The sequence below is a fragment of the Neisseriaceae bacterium CLB008 genome (genome assembly GCA_041228285.1).
Classification (GTDB): Bacteria; Pseudomonadota; Gammaproteobacteria; order Burkholderiales; family Neisseriaceae; genus JAGNPU01.
In genome coordinates this window covers 2,386,022-2,403,440 of the sequence record CP166133.1, presented here as the reverse complement: position 1 = coordinate 2,403,440, position 17,419 = coordinate 2,386,022, and the positions used below count along the sequence as shown (strand labels likewise).

16 protein-coding genes are annotated in these 17,419 nt (G+C 53.7%); 11 read left to right on the top strand and 5 right to left on the bottom strand.

Annotated features, from left to right (window positions below; genetic code table 11):
* Nucleotides 1-57: 57 nt before the first annotated feature.
* Nucleotides 58-702 (bottom strand): orotate phosphoribosyltransferase, encoded by a 645-nt coding sequence (gene pyrE, locus AB8Q18_11030; GenBank protein ID XDZ50719.1) that lies wholly within the window; start codon nt 700-702, stop codon nt 58-60.
* Nucleotides 703-758: 56 nt separating this feature from the next.
* Between pyrE and AB8Q18_11025 the strand changes: the two genes are divergently transcribed.
* Genes AB8Q18_11025 through truC form a run of 3 tightly spaced genes read left to right on the top strand, consistent with a single transcriptional unit; the run spans nt 759 to nt 2,813 of the window.
* Nucleotides 759-1,535: an exodeoxyribonuclease III gene (locus AB8Q18_11025; GenBank protein XDZ50718.1), complete on the top strand. Its 777-nt coding sequence runs from the start codon at nt 759-761 to the stop codon at nt 1,533-1,535.
* On the top strand, nt 1,519-2,049 hold the full coding sequence (locus tag AB8Q18_11020) for an RBBP9/YdeN family alpha/beta hydrolase (protein XDZ50717.1): 531 nt from the start codon (nt 1,519-1,521) through the stop codon (nt 2,047-2,049). Before AB8Q18_11025 ends, AB8Q18_11020 begins: the two co-directional genes overlap by 17 nt.
* Nucleotides 2,049-2,813 carry a tRNA pseudouridine(65) synthase TruC gene (gene truC, locus AB8Q18_11015; GenBank protein XDZ50716.1) on the top strand — a complete coding sequence of 255 codons (765 nt, stop codon included), beginning with the start codon at nt 2,049-2,051 and terminating at the stop codon, nt 2,811-2,813. The genes AB8Q18_11020 and truC overlap by 1 nt, the downstream gene beginning before the upstream one ends.
* Nucleotides 2,814-2,903: 90 nt before the next feature.
* Here the strand turns inward: truC and AB8Q18_11010 are convergent, their stop codons facing one another.
* On the bottom strand, nt 2,904-3,854 hold the full coding sequence (locus AB8Q18_11010) for a CysB family HTH-type transcriptional regulator (GenBank protein ID XDZ50715.1): 951 nt from the start codon (nt 3,852-3,854) through the stop codon (nt 2,904-2,906).
* A gap of 530 nt (nt 3,855-4,384) precedes the next feature.
* Between AB8Q18_11010 and AB8Q18_11005 the strand changes: the two genes are divergently transcribed.
* The 5 genes from AB8Q18_11005 (at nt 4,385) to AB8Q18_10985 (ending at nt 10,397) form a co-directional block, all read left to right on the top strand.
* Nucleotides 4,385-5,038: an OmpA family protein gene (locus tag AB8Q18_11005; protein ID XDZ50714.1), complete on the top strand. Its 654-nt coding sequence runs from the start codon at nt 4,385-4,387 to the stop codon at nt 5,036-5,038.
* A 120-nt stretch (nt 5,039-5,158) separates the two neighbouring features.
* Nucleotides 5,159-5,707 (top strand): DUF4131 domain-containing protein, encoded by a 549-nt coding sequence (locus AB8Q18_11000; protein ID XDZ50713.1) that lies wholly within the window; start codon nt 5,159-5,161, stop codon nt 5,705-5,707.
* 6 nt (nt 5,708-5,713) lie between these two features.
* Nucleotides 5,714-7,441 carry a DNA internalization-related competence protein ComEC/Rec2 gene (locus AB8Q18_10995; GenBank protein XDZ50712.1) on the top strand — a complete coding sequence of 576 codons (1,728 nt, stop codon included), beginning with the start codon at nt 5,714-5,716 and terminating at the stop codon, nt 7,439-7,441.
* A gap of 151 nt (nt 7,442-7,592) precedes the next feature.
* Nucleotides 7,593-8,849: an efflux RND transporter periplasmic adaptor subunit gene (locus tag AB8Q18_10990; protein ID XDZ50711.1), complete on the top strand. Its 1,257-nt coding sequence runs from the start codon at nt 7,593-7,595 to the stop codon at nt 8,847-8,849.
* Nucleotides 8,850-8,852: 3 nt separating this feature from the next.
* Nucleotides 8,853-10,397: an MFS transporter gene (locus AB8Q18_10985; protein XDZ50710.1), complete on the top strand. Its 1,545-nt coding sequence runs from the start codon at nt 8,853-8,855 to the stop codon at nt 10,395-10,397.
* A gap of 55 nt (nt 10,398-10,452) precedes the next feature.
* On the opposite strand, the gene hemB is transcribed toward AB8Q18_10985, so the two are convergent.
* From hemB to AB8Q18_10970, 3 genes are all read right to left on the bottom strand, one after another.
* Nucleotides 10,453-11,460: a porphobilinogen synthase gene (gene hemB / locus AB8Q18_10980; protein ID XDZ50709.1), complete on the bottom strand. Its 1,008-nt coding sequence runs from the start codon at nt 11,458-11,460 to the stop codon at nt 10,453-10,455.
* A gap of 156 nt (nt 11,461-11,616) precedes the next feature.
* Nucleotides 11,617-12,798 (bottom strand): acetyl-CoA C-acetyltransferase, encoded by a 1,182-nt coding sequence (locus tag AB8Q18_10975; GenBank protein ID XDZ50708.1) that lies wholly within the window; start codon nt 12,796-12,798, stop codon nt 11,617-11,619.
* Between the two features lie 61 nt (nt 12,799-12,859).
* Nucleotides 12,860-14,587, bottom strand: a complete 1,728-nt coding sequence (locus AB8Q18_10970) for a PHA/PHB synthase family protein (protein XDZ50707.1) — start codon at nt 14,585-14,587, stop codon at nt 12,860-12,862.
* A 168-nt stretch (nt 14,588-14,755) separates the two neighbouring features.
* Between AB8Q18_10970 and AB8Q18_10965 the strand changes: the two genes are divergently transcribed.
* From AB8Q18_10965 to AB8Q18_10955, 3 genes are read left to right on the top strand one after another with little or no spacing between them, the layout of a single operon-like run.
* A complete protein-coding gene (locus AB8Q18_10965; GenBank protein ID XDZ50706.1) occupies nt 14,756-15,364 on the top strand; it encodes a CoA pyrophosphatase in 609 nt (202 codons plus the stop codon).
* Between the two features lie 46 nt (nt 15,365-15,410).
* Entirely contained in the window at nt 15,411-16,097 is a 687-nt protein-coding gene (locus tag AB8Q18_10960; GenBank protein XDZ50705.1) for an energy-coupling factor ABC transporter permease, read from the top strand.
* 52 nt (nt 16,098-16,149) lie between these two features.
* Entirely contained in the window at nt 16,150-17,379 is a 1,230-nt protein-coding gene (locus AB8Q18_10955) for an MFS transporter (protein XDZ50704.1), read from the top strand.
* The last annotated feature ends 40 nt before the right edge of the window (nt 17,380-17,419 follow it).

The following is a 17,419-nucleotide window of genomic DNA, read 5'->3' as shown; positions in this document are numbered from 1 at the left end:
GCAGCAAATAAAAAGGCCACGCAAACCTGCGTGGCCTTTTTGGTGGGGGCTCGCTGTTTAAGCGTCGACGCCGTATTGGTCGCGGTAGGCTTGTACCTGAGGCAGGTATTCGATCAGGCTGGCGTCTTGCTGGACGAGGGCCAGTAAGTCTTTAAGCGTGGCAATGGCCACTGCCGGTAGGCCAAACTGTTGGCTCACTTCTTGCACCGCAGACAGTTCGCCCTGGCCTTTTTCCATACGGTCTAGGGCAATCGCTACGCCCGCTGGCGTGGCGCCTGCGGCCTGAATCAAATGTACGGATTCACGCACGGACGTACCGGCAGAAATCACGTCGTCAATAATCAAGACTTTACCTTGCAGGGGTGCACCGACCAAAACGCCGCCTTCGCCGTGGTCTTTGGCTTCTTTGCGGTTGTAGGCGAAAGGCACGTTGATGCCCTGTTCGGCCAAGGCCATGCTGGTGGCTGCGGCTAGAATAATGCCTTTGTAGGCTGGGCCAAATAACATGTCAAATTCGACTTTGCTGTCGATGATCGCCTGGGCGTAGAAGCGCGCCAAGGTTAGGGTGCTTAAACCATCATTAAATAGGCCGGCGTTGAAGAAATAGGGGGATAGGCGTCCGGCTTTGGTGGTAAACGCACCGAATTTTAAAACCTCTTGCTGGATGGCAAATTGTAAGAAGTCTTGGCGAAAATCTGACATGAATGTTCCTAGTGGTTATAATCAATAAACTTTATTAATGATACACGAGGTTGACAGTGTTTAGAATCATCAGCGCCAACGTTAATGGCATTCGTTCCGCCGCCCGTAAAGGGTTTATCGACTACATTGCCACTTCGGGTGCCGACATTGTGTGCGTACAAGAGCTTAAAGCACAAGAGGCTGACATGACCGAGGAAATGAAATCGCCTCACGGTATGTACGGCGTTTGGCACTGTGCTGAAAAGCGCGGCTACAGCGGCGTGGCCATTTACAGCAAGGAAAAGCCCACTTCAGTGCAAATCGGCATGGGCATCCCTGAATTTGATCAAGAGGGCCGCTATGTGCGCGCCGACTTTGGTGATCTGGTGGTGATTTCCCTGTATCTGCCGTCTGGCACCAGCGCCGAGATTCGACAAGAACTGAAGTATCGCTTCTTGGACGCTTTCTTGCCGATGTTGGCCGAGCTGAAGGCTCAGCATAAGCAGGTTGTGGTGTGTGGCGATTGGAATATTGCCCACAACAACATCGACATTAAAAACTGGAAGGGTAATCTTAAAAACTCAGGCTTCTTGCCCGAAGAGCGGGCGTGGCTGACGCAGGTGATTGAAGAGTTGGGCTGGGTGGATATTTGGCGTACGCTGTATCCAGAAGAGCCTGGCTACACCTGGTGGAGTAACCGCGGTCAGGCCTATGCCAATAACGTGGGTTGGCGCATCGACTATCAGATGCAAACCCCTGATTTAGCTCAATATGCGCGTGCCGCCCACGTGTATAAAGAGGTTAAGTTCTCTGATCATGCCCCATTAGTGGTGGATTATGACCTTACAAGATGATTTGCTGCTGTTGGCGGTTGCCGACGCCAGCGTACCGCGTAAAGGCCTGTGGCTGGATACGTGGTTGCGCAGCTACCCGACCGCTACTGATGTCGTGTGCGCCTCTGATGAAACGGTGGCCACATGGCAGGCACACTTGAATCAAATCATTGATGCCCATCATGGTCCGATCTTCATCGTGGCCCACGGTGTTGGCGTGCAGGCTACTTTGGCCTGGGTGGCGCAGGCGGCCTTGCGTACTCAGGGCCAGGTAAAAGGCGCCATTTTGGCAGCGCCGGTGACCTTACCGGCCCAAGACGAACGGCAGCAGGTGTTGGCGCGGGCACGAGTGTGCTTTCCGACGGCGCTGGTGTGTGGCGACAACGATGCGTTTTGTTCTGTTGCCGAGGCCAGTCGTTTGGCGCAGCAGTGCGGTGCGAAGCTATTGAATCAGGGAGCCGTTGGCCACATGACTCACGGCTTGGGTTCATGGCAGTGGGGCATGAAGCTGATGCAAGAAATGTTGTTGGCCTGATGACGGCCCATTCAGATAGTCGCTCAGATGAGGGCGCAGGCCCGATCGAAATCATTTATCAAGATGAGCATGTGGTGGCGGTGAATAAGCCGGCCGGTTGGCTGGTGCATCGCAGCTGGCTGGATCGCCACGAAACGCAGTTTGTGATGCAAACCGTGCGCGATCAGATCAATCAGCACGTGTACACCGTTCATCGCTTAGATCGGCCCACTTCGGGCGTGCTGCTGATGGCGCTGTCGCGCGAGGTGGCAAAAAAATTGTCGCAGCAGTTTGAGGCGCATGAATTGACCAAAACCTATTTGGCCTGGGTGCGAGGATATGTGCACGAAGCGCAATGCATTGATTATCCGCTGCTGCAAGAACTGGATAAGATTGCCGATGAACTGGTGACGCAGGCGCCGCAAATTCAGTCGGCGGTGACTCACTGTCGGCCGCTGGCGCAGGTGGAGTTGCCCATTGCGGTTGGGCGCTATCAGACGGCGCGCTATAGCTTAGTGCAGTTACAGCCAGAGACGGGCCGCAAGCACCAGCTACGCCGGCACATGAAGCATATTTTCCATCCCATCATTGGCGACACGACGCATGGTGATCTGCATCAAAATAGAGGCTTTGCTGCGCATCTTGGGGTGAATCGCCTGTTGTTGCATGCGCATACCTTAACTTTGGCCCATCCTGTGACCGGTCAGCCCTTGTGCTTGCGTGCACCGCTGGATGCCGCGTGGCAGCACGTGCACCAAGCTTTAGGTGTGGCGCTGCTTAAATAGCCAAATGCTTAAACGGCCGTGGCCACGAGATCATCGTGCGCCACGGCCGTTTTTTGTTCTGTTTGACGGTTTTTTTGCCTAAATGCAGTTCTAAATAGAGTAGTCGTCGATGACGGGATCGTACAGCATTTGCTCGACGCGTGCCTTGGTAAGGCTAGGGGCAAAGAGCTCGATGAAATGATAGGCGTAGCCGCGCAGATAGGCATCGTTGCGTAGCGCAATCTTAGTGGTAGACGGCTCAAATAAATGCGCCGCCGACACCAATACGAGGTCGCTGTCCTGTTCTGGCTCATAGGCCATGCTGGCGATGAGGCCGACACCGAGATCGAGGCGAACATAGGTTTTGATCACGTCGGTGTCAACGGCCGACAGGGCCACGCGTGGCTCTGGGATGTTGTGTAAGGCAAAGGCTTGAGCAATGTGCGAGCCTTCGTGAAACGCAAAATCATAGGTAATCAGCGGGTATTGGGTTAAGTCGTGCAGGCTTAGAGGTCGGTCAAGCTGGCTAAGCGGATGGCCCTTAGGCACGATGACGCTGCGATTCCACTCGGCGCAGGGCAAGGTGGTGATGTGGTCTACGGCACTGAAGCTTTCGGTCAGAATGGCAAAGTCGACGATGCCTTCGGTCAGAAATTCGGTGATTTCCTTGGGGCTACCTTGTTTGATGATGAGCTGCACCTGCGGCATGTCTTTGACAAACTGTGATACGACCTGCGGCAGCGCATAGCGTGCTTGAGTATGGGTGGTGGCAATGGCTAAGGTGCCGGCGTCGGTCTGGGCGAACTCGGCGCCAATTTGCTTGATGTTGTGGGTGTCTTTCAGAATGCGCTCGGCCAGCTGCAACACCAGATGGCCAGGCTCGGTAATGCCGACCACGCGTTTGCCGCGACGGATGAAGATTTGCACATTGAGTTCTTCTTCTAACAGTTTAATTTGCTTAGAAATACCGGGCTGAGAGGTAAACAAAGCCTCAGCCGCCTGCGACACATTCAGGTTGTGTTTGGCCACTTCTAAGATGTACCGCAATTGTTGTAGTTTCATGGGGGCAGCTTATGCAAAAATGGGAGGATAGAAGTCTAGATCGTAATCTCGTCTATAGCTTACTACAAATCTCTTTTGTGTGCTTTGTTGTAACTAAGAGACAAACTCTAGGGCTTTAATCTATGTGTAAATGAAATTGTTGTCCGGTTTGCCAGCAAGGGTTTAGTATCAGAGAAAGACTGATTTGATTGGGCCTTTAGTTGATTGCTAAATGATTTTGGCATTTCGCTTTTGTGATAGTTATGGCATAATGTTGTGGATTACCAACAGTTTTTGGGCTGGTAAATGAAAAATTGTTGTAAATAAGTGACAGTTGTCGCTGCTTTAGGCAGAATGGAAGACGTTTACTTTTAAGCGATAGGCTAGAGGCTTTATTTGCGAAACTATTGACAGCAAGCCTTGAGCTTTCTATAGTTCAAACAAGGTTTTTAAGATATCGCTTAGCGACTACTATTATTATTGTGATTGCTTCACGTTCAAGTATGATTAATGTATTTGTTGCGTCACATTTTTTTGAATGAGGGAATAACATGACCAAACAGCTTAAATTAAGCGCATTGCTTATTGCTTTAGCCGCTTCTTCAAGCGTTTATGCCGAATCTTTTGCTACTAAGAAAGGCTACACTGGCGACTTAACTGAAGACTCAGTGGTTCGTAATAGCTATGGCGAGTGCTGGGAAAATACTTACCTAAACAAATCTGTAGACGGCTTGGTTGAATGTGGCGACGCAGTAGCTGCGGTTGCTCCTCAATACGTTGACGAAACCGTTCGCTTGTCTGCCAACTTCTTGTTTGGTTTTGACCGCGCAACTTTGCGTAACGAAGCTTTGGAAACTTTGAACCCATTGGTTCAACGTTTGCGTAACACTGAAGTTGAAAGCGTACGTGTTCAAGGTCACACTGACTTTATGGGCGCTGATGCTTACAACCAAAAATTGTCTGAAGAGCGTGCAAACGCTGTTCGTAACTACTTAGTAAACAACGGCGTGCCTGCTGAAAAAGTAGTTGCTGAAGGCTTCGGTAAAACCCAAGCTAAGATGACTGAACAGTGTAAAGCTGAAGTAGCGAAACTAGGCAGCAAAGTTTCTGCTGCTAAGAAACGTCAAGTTCAAATCGACTGTATCGAACCTGATCGTCGCGTAGACTTGTTGATCCGTACCCAAGTACGTCGTCAAGTTAAATAATTGACCTTGAGTCAATGATTTAAAAAACCCGCTTTGGCGGGTTTTTTTGCGCCCAGGTTTATTTATTTGTCATGTTTGTGTTAGGCTTGATGATCAGATCATTGTGAAAGAGCGATCGCTATGGGCACCTTAATGGTCATGGTCGGGGCCTTGATGTTGCCGCTGCGGTGGCCGGGGCTACTGCCGATTTGGCTGAGCATAGCTTTGGGCGGCCTGCTGCTGTTATGGCACGGGCGTCCGCGATGGGCATTGCGCCTGGCCTTGATGTTCGGTTGCTTGGCTTATAGCGATGCGTGGGTGGCTACGACGCAGCAAGCTCGCGTACCGTGGGGCTGGGTGGGCGAGGAGCGCTCGCTCACGGTACGCATTCTAGAGGTGGCGCCGCAGAGCATTGGGACACAGCAGCTGCGGGTGAGGGTGCTGGCAGTGGATGAGGATGCAATCGCAGGCTTAGGCGGGGTTATGTGGCGGCCGCGGGTGTTGTCTTTGCAAGATGCCAGCGATCAAAACTGGCCCCTAGGCAGCGTGTGGCGGCTCAATGTGCGCCTACAGGCGCCTGTTGGTCGGCTCAATCCTCGTGGTCATGAGCCGGGCCTGATGGCCGTGGGGCAGGGCATTGATGGCGGTGGGCGCATCAGTCGCGGGCAGCGGCAGTGGCTGCGCCAATAGCACGATTTGAGCAGCTGGAGCGCAGCCATTCGTGCGCAAGCTCAGGCGAGAGTCGCGCGTTTAGGGCAGGGGCGCGAAGCGGGGGCGGCGCTGGTGAGTGCTTTGAGCCTCGGTCAGCGGCAAGGGCTCACTCCTGAGCTGTGGCAGCTGTTTCGCGTAACGGGTTTGAATCATTTAGTCAGTATTTCGGGTCTGCACGTGACTTTGGTCGGTGGCTTTGCCGCAGCCTTGATGCAGCTGGTGCTGCGCTATTGGCGTCATCCACGCGGCAATAGCCGTCTATATGCTGGCTCCGTGGGTTTGTTGGCGGCATTGGTGTATGCGGGGGCTTCGGGCTTTGCGGTGCCGACGCAGCGCAGCGTGCTGATGCTGGCGGTGGCTTTGGTGCTGTGGCAGGCGCGCTTTTATGTGTCGGTGTGGGTGGTGTGGTGGGCGGCCGTGGTGCTGGTTTTATTGCTTTATCCTGGCGCCGCGCTCAGTATTGGCTTTTGGCTGTCGTTTTTATTAGTGGGGGCGCTGCTGTGGGTGAATAGTGCGCGTCGACGCTTGCGCCCAGTAAAGGCGTGGCAAAGCCTGTTGCATTTACAGTGGACGGCCACTGTGGCGGCTTTAGTGCCGGTGGCGTATTTCTTTGGCGAGCTGCCCAGCATCAGTTTTTTGGTTAATCTGGTGGCGATTCCGTGGACCACGTTGGTGTTGATTCCTTTGGCCTTAATTGGCCAGTTATTACCCTTTGATGCGCCTTTGGCATGGGCCATTGCCTTGGCTGATGGCAGCCTTAAGCTGTTGCTGCGGGTGCAGCCGTGGGCTTGGGTCTGGTCGCTACCGCAACTGCCGTGGCCGTTGTGGGGCAGTGCGGCGCTGGGGACGATGCTGTGGCTGCTGCCGCGCGGCCTACCGGTACAGAGCTTAATCGGCCTGTGTTGGCTTTTGCCCTTGGCCTATGTGCCTGAACGTCCTACCGTGGGCACGCTACGGGTAACGGTATGGGATGTAGGCCAAGGCTTGAGCGCCTTACTGCAAACCCGTAGCCACACCTTGCTGTTTGATACGGGGCCAGAGGCTCGGGCTGATACAGTCTTGCATAATGTGCGCGCTTTAGGGGTGCGGCGCTTGGATGCATTGGTGCTGTCTCACGATCATCGCGATCACGATGCCGGCTGGCAACGCTTGAGCGAGGGATTAGCACCGCTGCGTATCTGGGCCGGCGTGCCGACGGCTTATGCCGCGCAGCCGTCGCTGCAACACTGCACCGCTGGTGGCGCATGGACGGTGGACGAGGTGTACTTTGAGTGGTTGACGCCGGGGCTGGCGGCCAGCGGTAATGAGGCCAGCTGCGTGCTGCGGGTCATCGCCGGTACTCAAGCTCTATTGATCAGCGGTGACTTAGAAGCACAAGGTGAGGCTTTCTTGGTGGCTGCCTATGGTGATGATTTATGGAGTCAGACGTTGATCTTAGGCCATCACGGCAGCCGTAGTTCGACGACGCCCGAATTCTTGCGCCGTGTTGCGCCTGAAGTCGCTGTAGCGTCTGCTGGCTGGGCTAATCGTTACGGTCATCCGCATGCTGAGGTAGCCGCGCGATTGGCGGATGAGGGCGTGGCTTTGTACCGAACCGATTTAAGCGGCGCCTTACGCCTTGAGTTAGGATCGATGCTGACGATACGACCGATGGTGAGTACGCGACGCTGGTGGCGCTTGAAGCCGGTGCCAGAAGCCTTTATAAAACCATAGTGGGTTGTTTATATAGTTTGTGAAAACTGTGATTATTTATTATTAAATCATTGATATTAATTGTTAATTATTTGTTGATTATTCAATGGTAGAAAAGTCTAAAAAGTTTTATCATGTTTTTTTGATGACAAAACAGTTAAAGAAGTAATTCATGACGCAGCGCCCATCCCCCATCGATACCGATCAAACTGATGCACCCACAGAACCCTTAAGACGACCTAGTCGCAGCCAGCGTGAGCGGCTACAGCGTGCCCTTAAATACCGACTCATGACCAAGCGCAATCGGCTCACCTATGCCATTTTGTGCGTGGTACTGCTGGTGGCGCTGTTGCTGGGCATTTGGTGGCTATTGTGGGGGCAGTATGAGGCGGTGACAGAGGATGCCTACGTAGAAGGTAATGTGGTGCTGGTGACGGCGCAGGTAGCCGGAACGGTGGTGGGCATTAAGGCCGACACGACCGATCAAGTGCGCTCAGGCCAGCCGCTGGTGGCGTTAAACCCCATTGATGCCCAGTTGGCCTTGGCTAAGGCTCAGGCCGCTTTGGCGCAGTCGGTTAGGGCGGTGCGCGGTCAGTTTGCCTCTAAAGACCAGCTGCAAGCGCTGTTGGCGCAGCGCCAAAGCGAGCTGGCGCGTGCACGCACCGAATATCAGCGCCGTCGTAGCTTGGCACAAAGCGGCGCCATTGCGGTTGAAGAGCTGCAAGGTGCCCAGCAAGCTTTAGCTGGCGCTGAGGCGGCCGTGGTGGCGGCGCAGAATCAATTGAAAGCGGGCCGTGCTTTGGTCGACCATGCGTCCATCACCACTCATCCAAACGTTGAGGGGGCTGTGGCGGCGCTGCGAGAAGCTTACATTAACGAGGCGCGCATGCAGATTGCGGCGCCGGTGGCGGGGATGGTGACTAAGCGTAATGTGCAGGTGGGGCAACATGTGGCCGCAGGCACTAGCCTTATGGCCATTGTGCCGCTGGATCAAGTCTGGGTCAGTGCCAACTTTAAAGAGTCACAGCTACAGCACATTCGTCAGGGCCAGCCGGTGCAGCTAGTGGCGGATGTTTACGGGCGGCAAGTGGTTTATCACGGTACGGTGCTGGGCTTAGATGCCGGTACCGGCAGTGCTTTTGCTCTGTTGCCCGCACAAAACGCCACCGGTAACTGGATTAAAGTGGTGCAACGGGTGCCGGTGCGCATCGGCTTGGATAGACAAGAGGTGTTGCAGCATCCGCTACGGATTGGCCTGTCGATGAAGGTAAGCGTGTCGACGCGCCAACGTGGTCCTGATCAAAGCCTGAGCGCGGTGACGGCCCAGCCTCAGACCTATGCGACCGAAGTATTTGCCGATGAATTGGCCCAAGCGAATGAACTCATAGCCGCCATCATTCAGGCCAACCTTGCACAGCCTAGGGGCTAGACCATGCCCATCCGCATTTCGCAACGGCTGCTGGGCAAGCTCTTGGTGACGATTTTTTGTCTAAACATCATTGAGTATTTACAGGCTGGGATGATCGCGTTTTCGGCCAACCCCATCATGGGCGAGATTGGCGTGAGCCCAGAAGAGTTTGGCTTGATCAATGCCGTCTATGCCTGTATCGCCATCATCATGATTGCGCAACAGCATTGGCTGGTCGAGCGTATTGGCTGGCGGCGCTACATTCAAATCAGCTTGGCATTTTCGATGCTGGGGGCGGTGGTGTGCTATTTCAGTCATTCGTTTGCCACCTTCTTGGCTGGCCGCTCGATCATGGCCTTGGGCGGCGCCTCTTTTATGACCAGTGCCCGCCTGCTGACGCTGCTGTTGCCGCCAGGGGCCACCCGCTTTGTGGGCATTAAGGTGTTTGTGGTGAGTATGACACTGGGGATGGCGAGTGCGCCATTTTTGGCGGCGCTGGTGGTGTCGAACGACAGTTGGAATATGCTGTTTTTGATTCTGATCGGCTGTGCCTTGGTGGCGTGGCTGTTTGCGTCACTGTGCTTGCCTACCTATATTGTGCCAGAAGCAGAGCGGCTGACCCACAGCCACCCCATCTTGATTTTGCTGCTGCTCTTTGGCGGCTTCGCATTTTTCTATGTATTTCGTCGTTCCAGCTATAATTTTTATAGCCATGCCATGGTGCTGTTGGCCATGGTGGCGGTGGCGCTGATTTGCTTGAGCCTGTTTTTAAAGGGCCTGCATCAAAGCAATCAGCGTGCCTTGATGCAGGTGCGGCCGGTGCTGCAAAATCGGCTGTTTTTGATCAGCACCTTATTTTCCTGTGCTTTTTTCATCATGAATGCGGCCAGCAACTACATTTTGCCGATGCTGCTGCAAAAAGGCTTTAATTTTGCCTGGTCGCCCATCGGCCTGTATATGTCTATTGGCTTAAGCATGTCTTTACTGGCGTGGATTGTGTTTTCCAAAACGGTGGTGAAGTCGCCAACCTTAAAAAAATACCTGATTCCAGGAGGGCTGTGCGTGGTGTTTTACGGCTGGTGTTTGTCTAGCCTCACGCCGCAGGCTTCGCTGGCGGTGCATATTTTGCCGGCGCTGATGGCCAATGGTTTGTTTCTTATTTTGGTGATGTCGCCGATTACGGCCTTAGGCTTTCGCAGCCTACAGCAAGATGAGGTTTTGTTTTCACACGCCATGCAGCTACGCAATATGATTGCCCAATTGGCTCTGTCTTTAGGAGTCACTTTGGGGACGGTGTTCATGCAATGGCGAACGACGCTGCATTTCAGTAGCTTAGGCACGTTTTATCGGCCCGATCGGCCTGAATTTATGGAGGCTTGGTCGTCTTTGAGCAGTGCCTTAAGCCGCAACCTCATTGACGGCAGTGCGCCGTTGGCGGCCTTGAGTCAGCTACAGCAAATGCTGCTGCAGCAGGCGACCATCATGGCGGCCATGGATTATTTTCAGGGTGTGATGATTTTTGGCGTGGTGGTGACGCTGATTTTTTGGTGGCAAAAGCTGGTGAAATAGGGCCGCTCAAAATAAAACAGCGACCCTAAGGTCGCTGTTGGCAGTAGGCTGAGGTTTAAGCCTGTGCTTTGAGTAAACGCGCTGCGTGTAGAGCGTAATAGGTCAAAATACCGTCGGCGCCTGCACGCTTAAAGGCGATGAGGCTTTCCATGATGGTGGCGTCTGCTTCTAACCAGCCGTTTTGAATCGCCGCTTGCAGCATGGCGTATTCACCTGAGACTTGGTAGGCGTAGGTCGGTACTTGGAATTCGTCTTTAACGCGACGGATTACGTCTAGGTAAGGCAGGCCTGGTTTCACCATGACCATGTCGGCACCTTCTTGTAAGTCTAAAGCCACTTCTTGTAGCGCCTCATTGCTGTTGGCCGGATCCATTTGGTAGCTAAATTTATTGCCGCCTTTGATGGCGCTGGCGCTGCCGATGGCGTCCCGGAACGGACCATAGAAAGCCGAAGCGTATTTAGCCGAATAGGCCATGATGCGGGTGTGGATGTGGCCGTGGTCTTCTAGGGCTTCACGGATGGCGCCAATGCGGCCGTCCATCATGTCAGAAGGGGCGATTACCTGAGCACCGGCGTCGGCGTGTGACAAGGCTTGCTTCACCAGCACTTCTACGGTTTCATCGTTAAGCACGTAGCCGTTGGCGTCGATGAGGCCGTCTTGGCCGTGGGTGGTGTAAGGGTCAAGCGCCCCATCGGTGATGATGCCAAGCTCAGGAAAGCGTTCGCGTAGGGCGCGGATGGTGCTGGGAATCAGGCCTTCAGGATTATAGGCTTCTTCAGCGGTCAGGCTTTTATTTTGGGTGACAACCGGGAATAGGGCGAGGGCAGGAATGCCTAAATTCACGGCCTCTTCGGCGGTAAACAGCAGTTTGTCGATGCTTTGACGCATCACGCCTGGCATAGAAGGGACTTCTTGCTCTTGGTTTTGGCCTTCTAAGACAAAAACGGGGTAGATCAAATCATTGGTGCTCAGGGTGTGCTCACGCATCAAACGACGAGAAAACTCGTCTTTACGCATGCGGCGCATGCGGGTATTGGGAATGTTGCGGTTAGAAAAATTCATTGTTTGCCTATCTTAAAAGATGAATCAAGAAAAATCTTAACCATGCATTTTACGCTCTTTTCAGAAACTTTGCTAAACCCAGCCTTGGCCTAGGGCAAAGGAGGGCGATAAAAAAGCCACTGCGAAGCAGTGGCTTAGGTTTGGCTGGCGTTTGGCCTATTCGCGTTCAACCGCTAGGGCCACGCCCATGCCGCCGCCAATACATAAGGTAGCCAAGCCTTTTTTGGCATTTTGGCGTTTCATTTCGTGTAGCAAAGTCACCAGAATACGGCAGCCTGAAGCGCCGATGGGGTGGCCGATGGCGATGGCGCCGCCGTTGACGTTGACTTTATTCATGTCCCACTTAAGCTCACCCGACACGCCTAAGGCCTGAGCGGCAAATGCCTCATTGGCCTCAATAAGGTCAACGTCGGCTAAGTCCCATTGGGCTTTGGCCAAGGCTTTTTGTACCGCAGTCACCGGGCCCATGCCCATGATGGCTGGGTCAACGCCGCTAGAGGCATAGCCTTTAATCGTGGCTAAAGGCGTGAGGCCTAAGGCTTGCGCTTTGGCTTTAGACATCAAAAGTACGGCGGCAGCGCCATCGTTTAGACCTGAAGAGCTTGCTGCGGTGACGCTGCCGTCTTTTTTGAAGGCAGGGCGGGCTTTGGCAATGGATTCGGCGCTGGCGTCGTGGCGGATGAATTCATCGGCGTCAAACACAATCGGGTCGCCTTTGCGTTGTGGGATGTTGATGGGCACAATTTCGTCGCTAAATTTGCCTGCCTTTTGGGCGGCCGAGGCTTTTTGCTGCGAAGCCAGCGCAAAAGCATCTTGTGCTTCGCGGCTGATTTGGTATTTTTCAGCAATGTTTTCAGCCGTGATGCCCATCGGATAGTGGGCGTAGGCGTCGGTGAGGCCGTCAAACATCATGCTGTCGATGATTTGGGCGTCGCCTACGCGTTGGCCTGTGCGCATCTTGGGGATCAAGTGGGGGCTGAGCGACATAGACTCTTGGCCGCCGGCAATCACGATGTCGGCGTCGCCGCAGGCAATGGCCTGGGCCGCAAGGTGGGTGGTTTTGAGGCCAGAGCCGCACACTTGGTTAATGGTTAAAGCAGGGGTGTCGATGCCGAGGCCTGCTTTTAAAATGGTTTGGCGGGCGGGGTTTTGGCCCACGCCGGCGGTCAGCACTTGGCCGATGATGACTTCATCGACATCGGCTGGCGCAACCTTGCTGTCTGCCAGCAAGGCTTTGATGACTTCTGCCCCTAAATCGGTAGCGGGGATATTGGCAAGGCTGCCGGAAAATTGGCCAACCGCGGTGCGTTTGGCGGCCACAATAACCACTTCGTTCATGTTTTCTCCTAAGACGATGACGGACTGCATTGGGTTTGAGGTGCTGCTGTACGGCGTTTGCTTAAGTATTTTGGTACAGCAATAAAGGATTGGCTTTCTCGTGGACGTATTGTCCTGGTGCCGGATACAAAGGCGGCCAGATGCGGCTGCCCAACGCCGTTGGGGCGGGCCGTAAGGGGCCTGAGCGGGCGGTTAGCCAAATACTTAAATCTTGCCACCAGCTGCCTTGTTCACTCTTTGCTTGATTAAACCATGTTTGCGCCGACTGTGGCAAAGTTTCGCCGTGCCAAAATTGACGTCGGTTGTCGATGGTCGGGTTAATGGTGCCGGCAATGTGGCCTGCGGCACCCAAGACGAAGCGGATGTTGGGACTGCTGCGAAACAGTCTCAGACCTTGATAAATAGAGGTCCAGGGCGCGATGTGGTCCTCCTTAGCGGCCATGATGTACATGGGCTGGGTCAGCGTCCCTAAATCTATAGGCACGCCGCACACCTGCATGCTGCTTGGCTGAGCGAGGGCATTATTACGGTAGCAATGGCGCAAGAAGAAGGTGTGCATCGGCAAGGGCAGATCGGCTGGATCGCCGTTCCAAAACAGCAGGTCAAAGGATTTAGGCGTGTGGCCTTTCAGGTAATTGTATTGCACGTAGCGCCAGATTAACTCGCTTGGGCGTAAGGCTGAAAAGGCCGCATTGAGCGCTAGGCCGCTGATGAGGCCGCCGTTGAGGGCTTGCTCTTCACGCTTTTGCACCAAGGATTCGGTAATGAAGGGCTGAATGGGGCCCGTGTCGCTGTGGTCGGTCATCGAGGCCATGAAGACGGTGTGCTGTACCCAGTCGTGGCCACGCGCCTTGAGGACGCACAGCGCCGTGCTGAGTAAAACGCCGCCAATGCAGAAGCCTAGGGTGTTGATCTGGGGCTCTTGGCTGATGTCTTGGCACACGCGGATGGCCTGAATCACGCCGTCGTCCACGTAGTTGTCCCAGCTGGCGTGTTTGAGCGTGTCGTCGGCATTTTTCCATGAAATTAAAAACACCGACAGGCCTTGATCCAGCAAATAGCGCACCATGGATTTTTTGTCTTCCAAATCCATGATGTAAAATTTATTCACACAAGGTGGAATCAACAATACTGGCGTGGTGTGCGTTTGCCCTTGGGTGGGCTGGTAGTGGATGAGCTCAATTAAATGGTTTTTAAACACCACGCTGCCCGCGCTGGTGGCGATGTTGTGGCCGACCTGAAAGGCTTTGTCATTGGCCAAGCTGATGCGGCCTTTCTTGAGGTCATGTTTGAGGTTGTCGAGGCCTTTTTTTAGGCTGTCACCGTGGCTGTCGCAGGCCAGTTTTAAAGCCTCTGGATTGTGCAGTAAATGATTAGCCGGGTGTAGGGCGGCCAAAAAGTGCTGGTTTAACAGCTCTAGCTGAGCCGCTTGTTCTGGGCGTAAGTCAAGCGCTGTGGCCATAGACTGTGCGTGTTGCACCACAAAATCATGGGTTTGGGTGTAAAACGCTTTGATTTGGGCAAAATAAGGGTGAGTCCCCCATTCGGGTGCGTTAAAATGCGGGGATACGGTCGCGTGAGTGTCTACTGTGGGCGCGCTGTTGGGGCTTAAGTGGGCCAGATTCTGGCGCCAAAAGTCTTCATATTGCTGCGCCAAGGTTGGCCAGTCTGGTAAATGCTGGGCGGTTTGGTTGGTTAAATGGCTTTGCCATTCATCGGTTCGCTGGTCTAGCCATTGGTGCCATGCCAAAAGTAGGTCGTTGTGTGCATAGCCATCGTCTTGCGCCACCTGAAACATCCTTACGTTGCTGGTTCTGAAAGTATAGGCAGTTTGCCCTGTTTAGGGATAGGCTTCAAGTAGTCCATCCGGCTTAAGCGCAATGAGGGCGCTTAAGCTTGCTATACTGTTGTCAGAATGATTAATTTTGATGAATGGTCATGAAAGGAATCCATGAGCATGAGTGAACAACAGTTGCGGCAGTTTTTGCGCGAAGCGTGTGCCGAGCCGAACTATCCCGACCAAGACATTCGTCACAATCGCCTCGATCCGAGTCTGGCGCCGATTGATTCGGCGGTCTTGATGCCCTTTGTGCCCAAGGAAGATGGCTGGCATGTCTTGTTAACGGTGCGCAGTACCTTATTAAAAAGCCACGCTGGGGAAGTGTGCCTGCCTGGTGGTAAGCGCGATTTAAGCGATCAAGACTTAATCAACACCGCCCTGCGTGAAACCGAAGAAGAGTTGCACATTGCGCCCTCGGCCGTCAGCGTAATTGGCAGTATGCCCATATTTCAAACCCTAACCGGCTACGACGTGACGCCTGTTTTGGGATTGTTGGAACCGACGCAAACCTGGCGTGCCAATGAAGAGGTGGACGACGTGTTTACCATTCCTTTGGCGTGGATGCTGGATCGCACTCATTATCAACACCGCATGATTCATCGTCCAAGAGGCTCGTTTAACGTTTTGGCTTTGCCATATAACGGCTATGACGTTTGGGGTGCGACGGCCAGCATTTTGTATCGCTTGGCGTGGTTGCATCAGCGGCTATCTGTCGGATTGATTTAACCGCTGATTGTGGTGTTGGTCTGTATTGATTAATGGTGAAGGTGACATGAATTTTTTGAAGGTAAATTTCTCCGAACCCCAGCTGCTTTTAGGTTGGGCGGTGATGGTGCTGGTGTTGCTGGCATCGGGCTGGCGGCTGCGCCAAAGCGAACAGCGCTTATTGCCGCTGGGTGTGGGGCTGCTGTGGCTGTGTCTATTGTGGAGCCTGCACGCAGGCGTGAAGGCGGGGGTCACCTACCATCTTTTGGGCGGCACCTTGTTGACTTTAACTTTGGGGCCAGCGGTGGCGCTGTGGCTGATGGCCATTGCCAGCGTGCTGTACACCGGCCTGTTTTTAAGCCCCGAGGATTTTTGGGCCTTGGGCCTTAGCTTTAGCAGTACCGCATTGCCGAGCGTGGTGGTGAGCTATGGCTTATTGTGGGCGGCGCAAAAATGGCTGCCCAAACACATCTTTGTGTTTATTTTGGGCAATGGTTTTTTGGCTGGTGCCTTAAGCATGATGGTGGTTGGGGTGATGGTGGTGGGGCTGTTGGCCACGCGCCCTGAGTATTCTGAGCGCTACTTGTGGAGTGAAGCCTTCCCCGTGTATTTTCTGATCGCTTGGGCGGAGGCGTTTTTAACCGGCCTCTTAAGCGCGATTTTGGTGACGTTCGCCCCACAACATGTGCATACGTTTGATGATGAGGCGTATTTAAAACGGCGTTCAGAAACCGGTTTTTTTGATGAGCAGTAAGGCACAGGCAGCGCCGTTCTGACGCTGTCCTTAATAATAAACTAGGTGGTATATGAGTAATAAGCACATGGCGCTGACGCGCGCCGCGTTGATGTTTCCTTTGGCTTTAGTGTTGTTTGAATTTGCGGTTTATATTGGTAATGACTTAGTACAGCCGGCGATGCTGTCGGTAACGCGTGACTTTGGTGTGGATGCGTCGTGGGCGCCTTCATCTATGTCAGCTTATCTATTAGGTGGTGCGGCGGTGGCTTGGCTGCTGGGGCCGCTCTCTGATCGCGTGGGTCGGCGGCGGGTGTTTTTAATCGGCGTGGTGTTTTTTGTCGTCACCTGTCTGGGGATTTTGCTGACCCAAACGATTGAAAGCTTTATTTTCATGCGCTTTTTACAGGGCACCGGTTTAACCGTGATCACGGCGGTGGGCTATGCCACCATTCAAGAGGCATTTGAAGAGCGTATTGCCGTCAAGGTGATGGCTTTAATGGCGAATGTGTCGCTGTTGGCGCCGCTCTTGGGCCCGATTTTGGGCGCTTTCATGATTGAACACATTTCATGGCATTGGGGTTTTGTCGGCATTGCGGCGCTGGCGTTTGTGGCCTTTTTTGGCCTGAAAAAATACATGCCAGAGACGGTTGATCTGCCCAATAAAAACCCTACTGCACTGTGGGCCATCGTGAAAGACTATGGGCGGGTGTACAGCAATCGTCGCTTTTTGGCCTTAGCCATGACGGGGCCCATTATTGGCCTGCCGCTGATGCTGTGGGTGGCGCTGTCGCCGGTGATGCTGGTAACGGACTTGGGCTTGAGCAGCATGGACTATGGCTTGAGCCAGCTGCCGGTGTTTTTTGGTTTGATCTTAGGCAATATTTGCGTGATGCGTTGGGTTGATCGGCTGCCTTTAGGGCGCACCATTCAGATCGGTACGCCCATCATGCTGATCGGTGCTTTGATTGTGCTGCTGGGCTTTGTTGCTAAACCGTATATTCTATGGTTTATGCTGACGGGGATGAGTTTGGTTGCCTTTGGCGAAGGCCTTTGTTTTGCGGTGCTGTATCGTTTTGCGTTGATGTCTTCAGACGTGTCTAAGGGGACGGTGGCCGCGGCCATGGGCATCATGGTGATGCTGCTGTACGCGGGCATCATCGAAGTCGTCAAAATGCTGTTTGTGCATTTTGGTAGCCTGGCGTTTGGCTTGGTGTGCGTGGTGTTGATGGCGGTGTTCTTTACCTTTCCGCGTGTCACGGTGAAGCGCGTCATGCAGGAGCGTGCCGAAGCGGGGCAGTAAACAGTCAGTCACGCAAAAGCGGCAGCATGGTCATCATGCT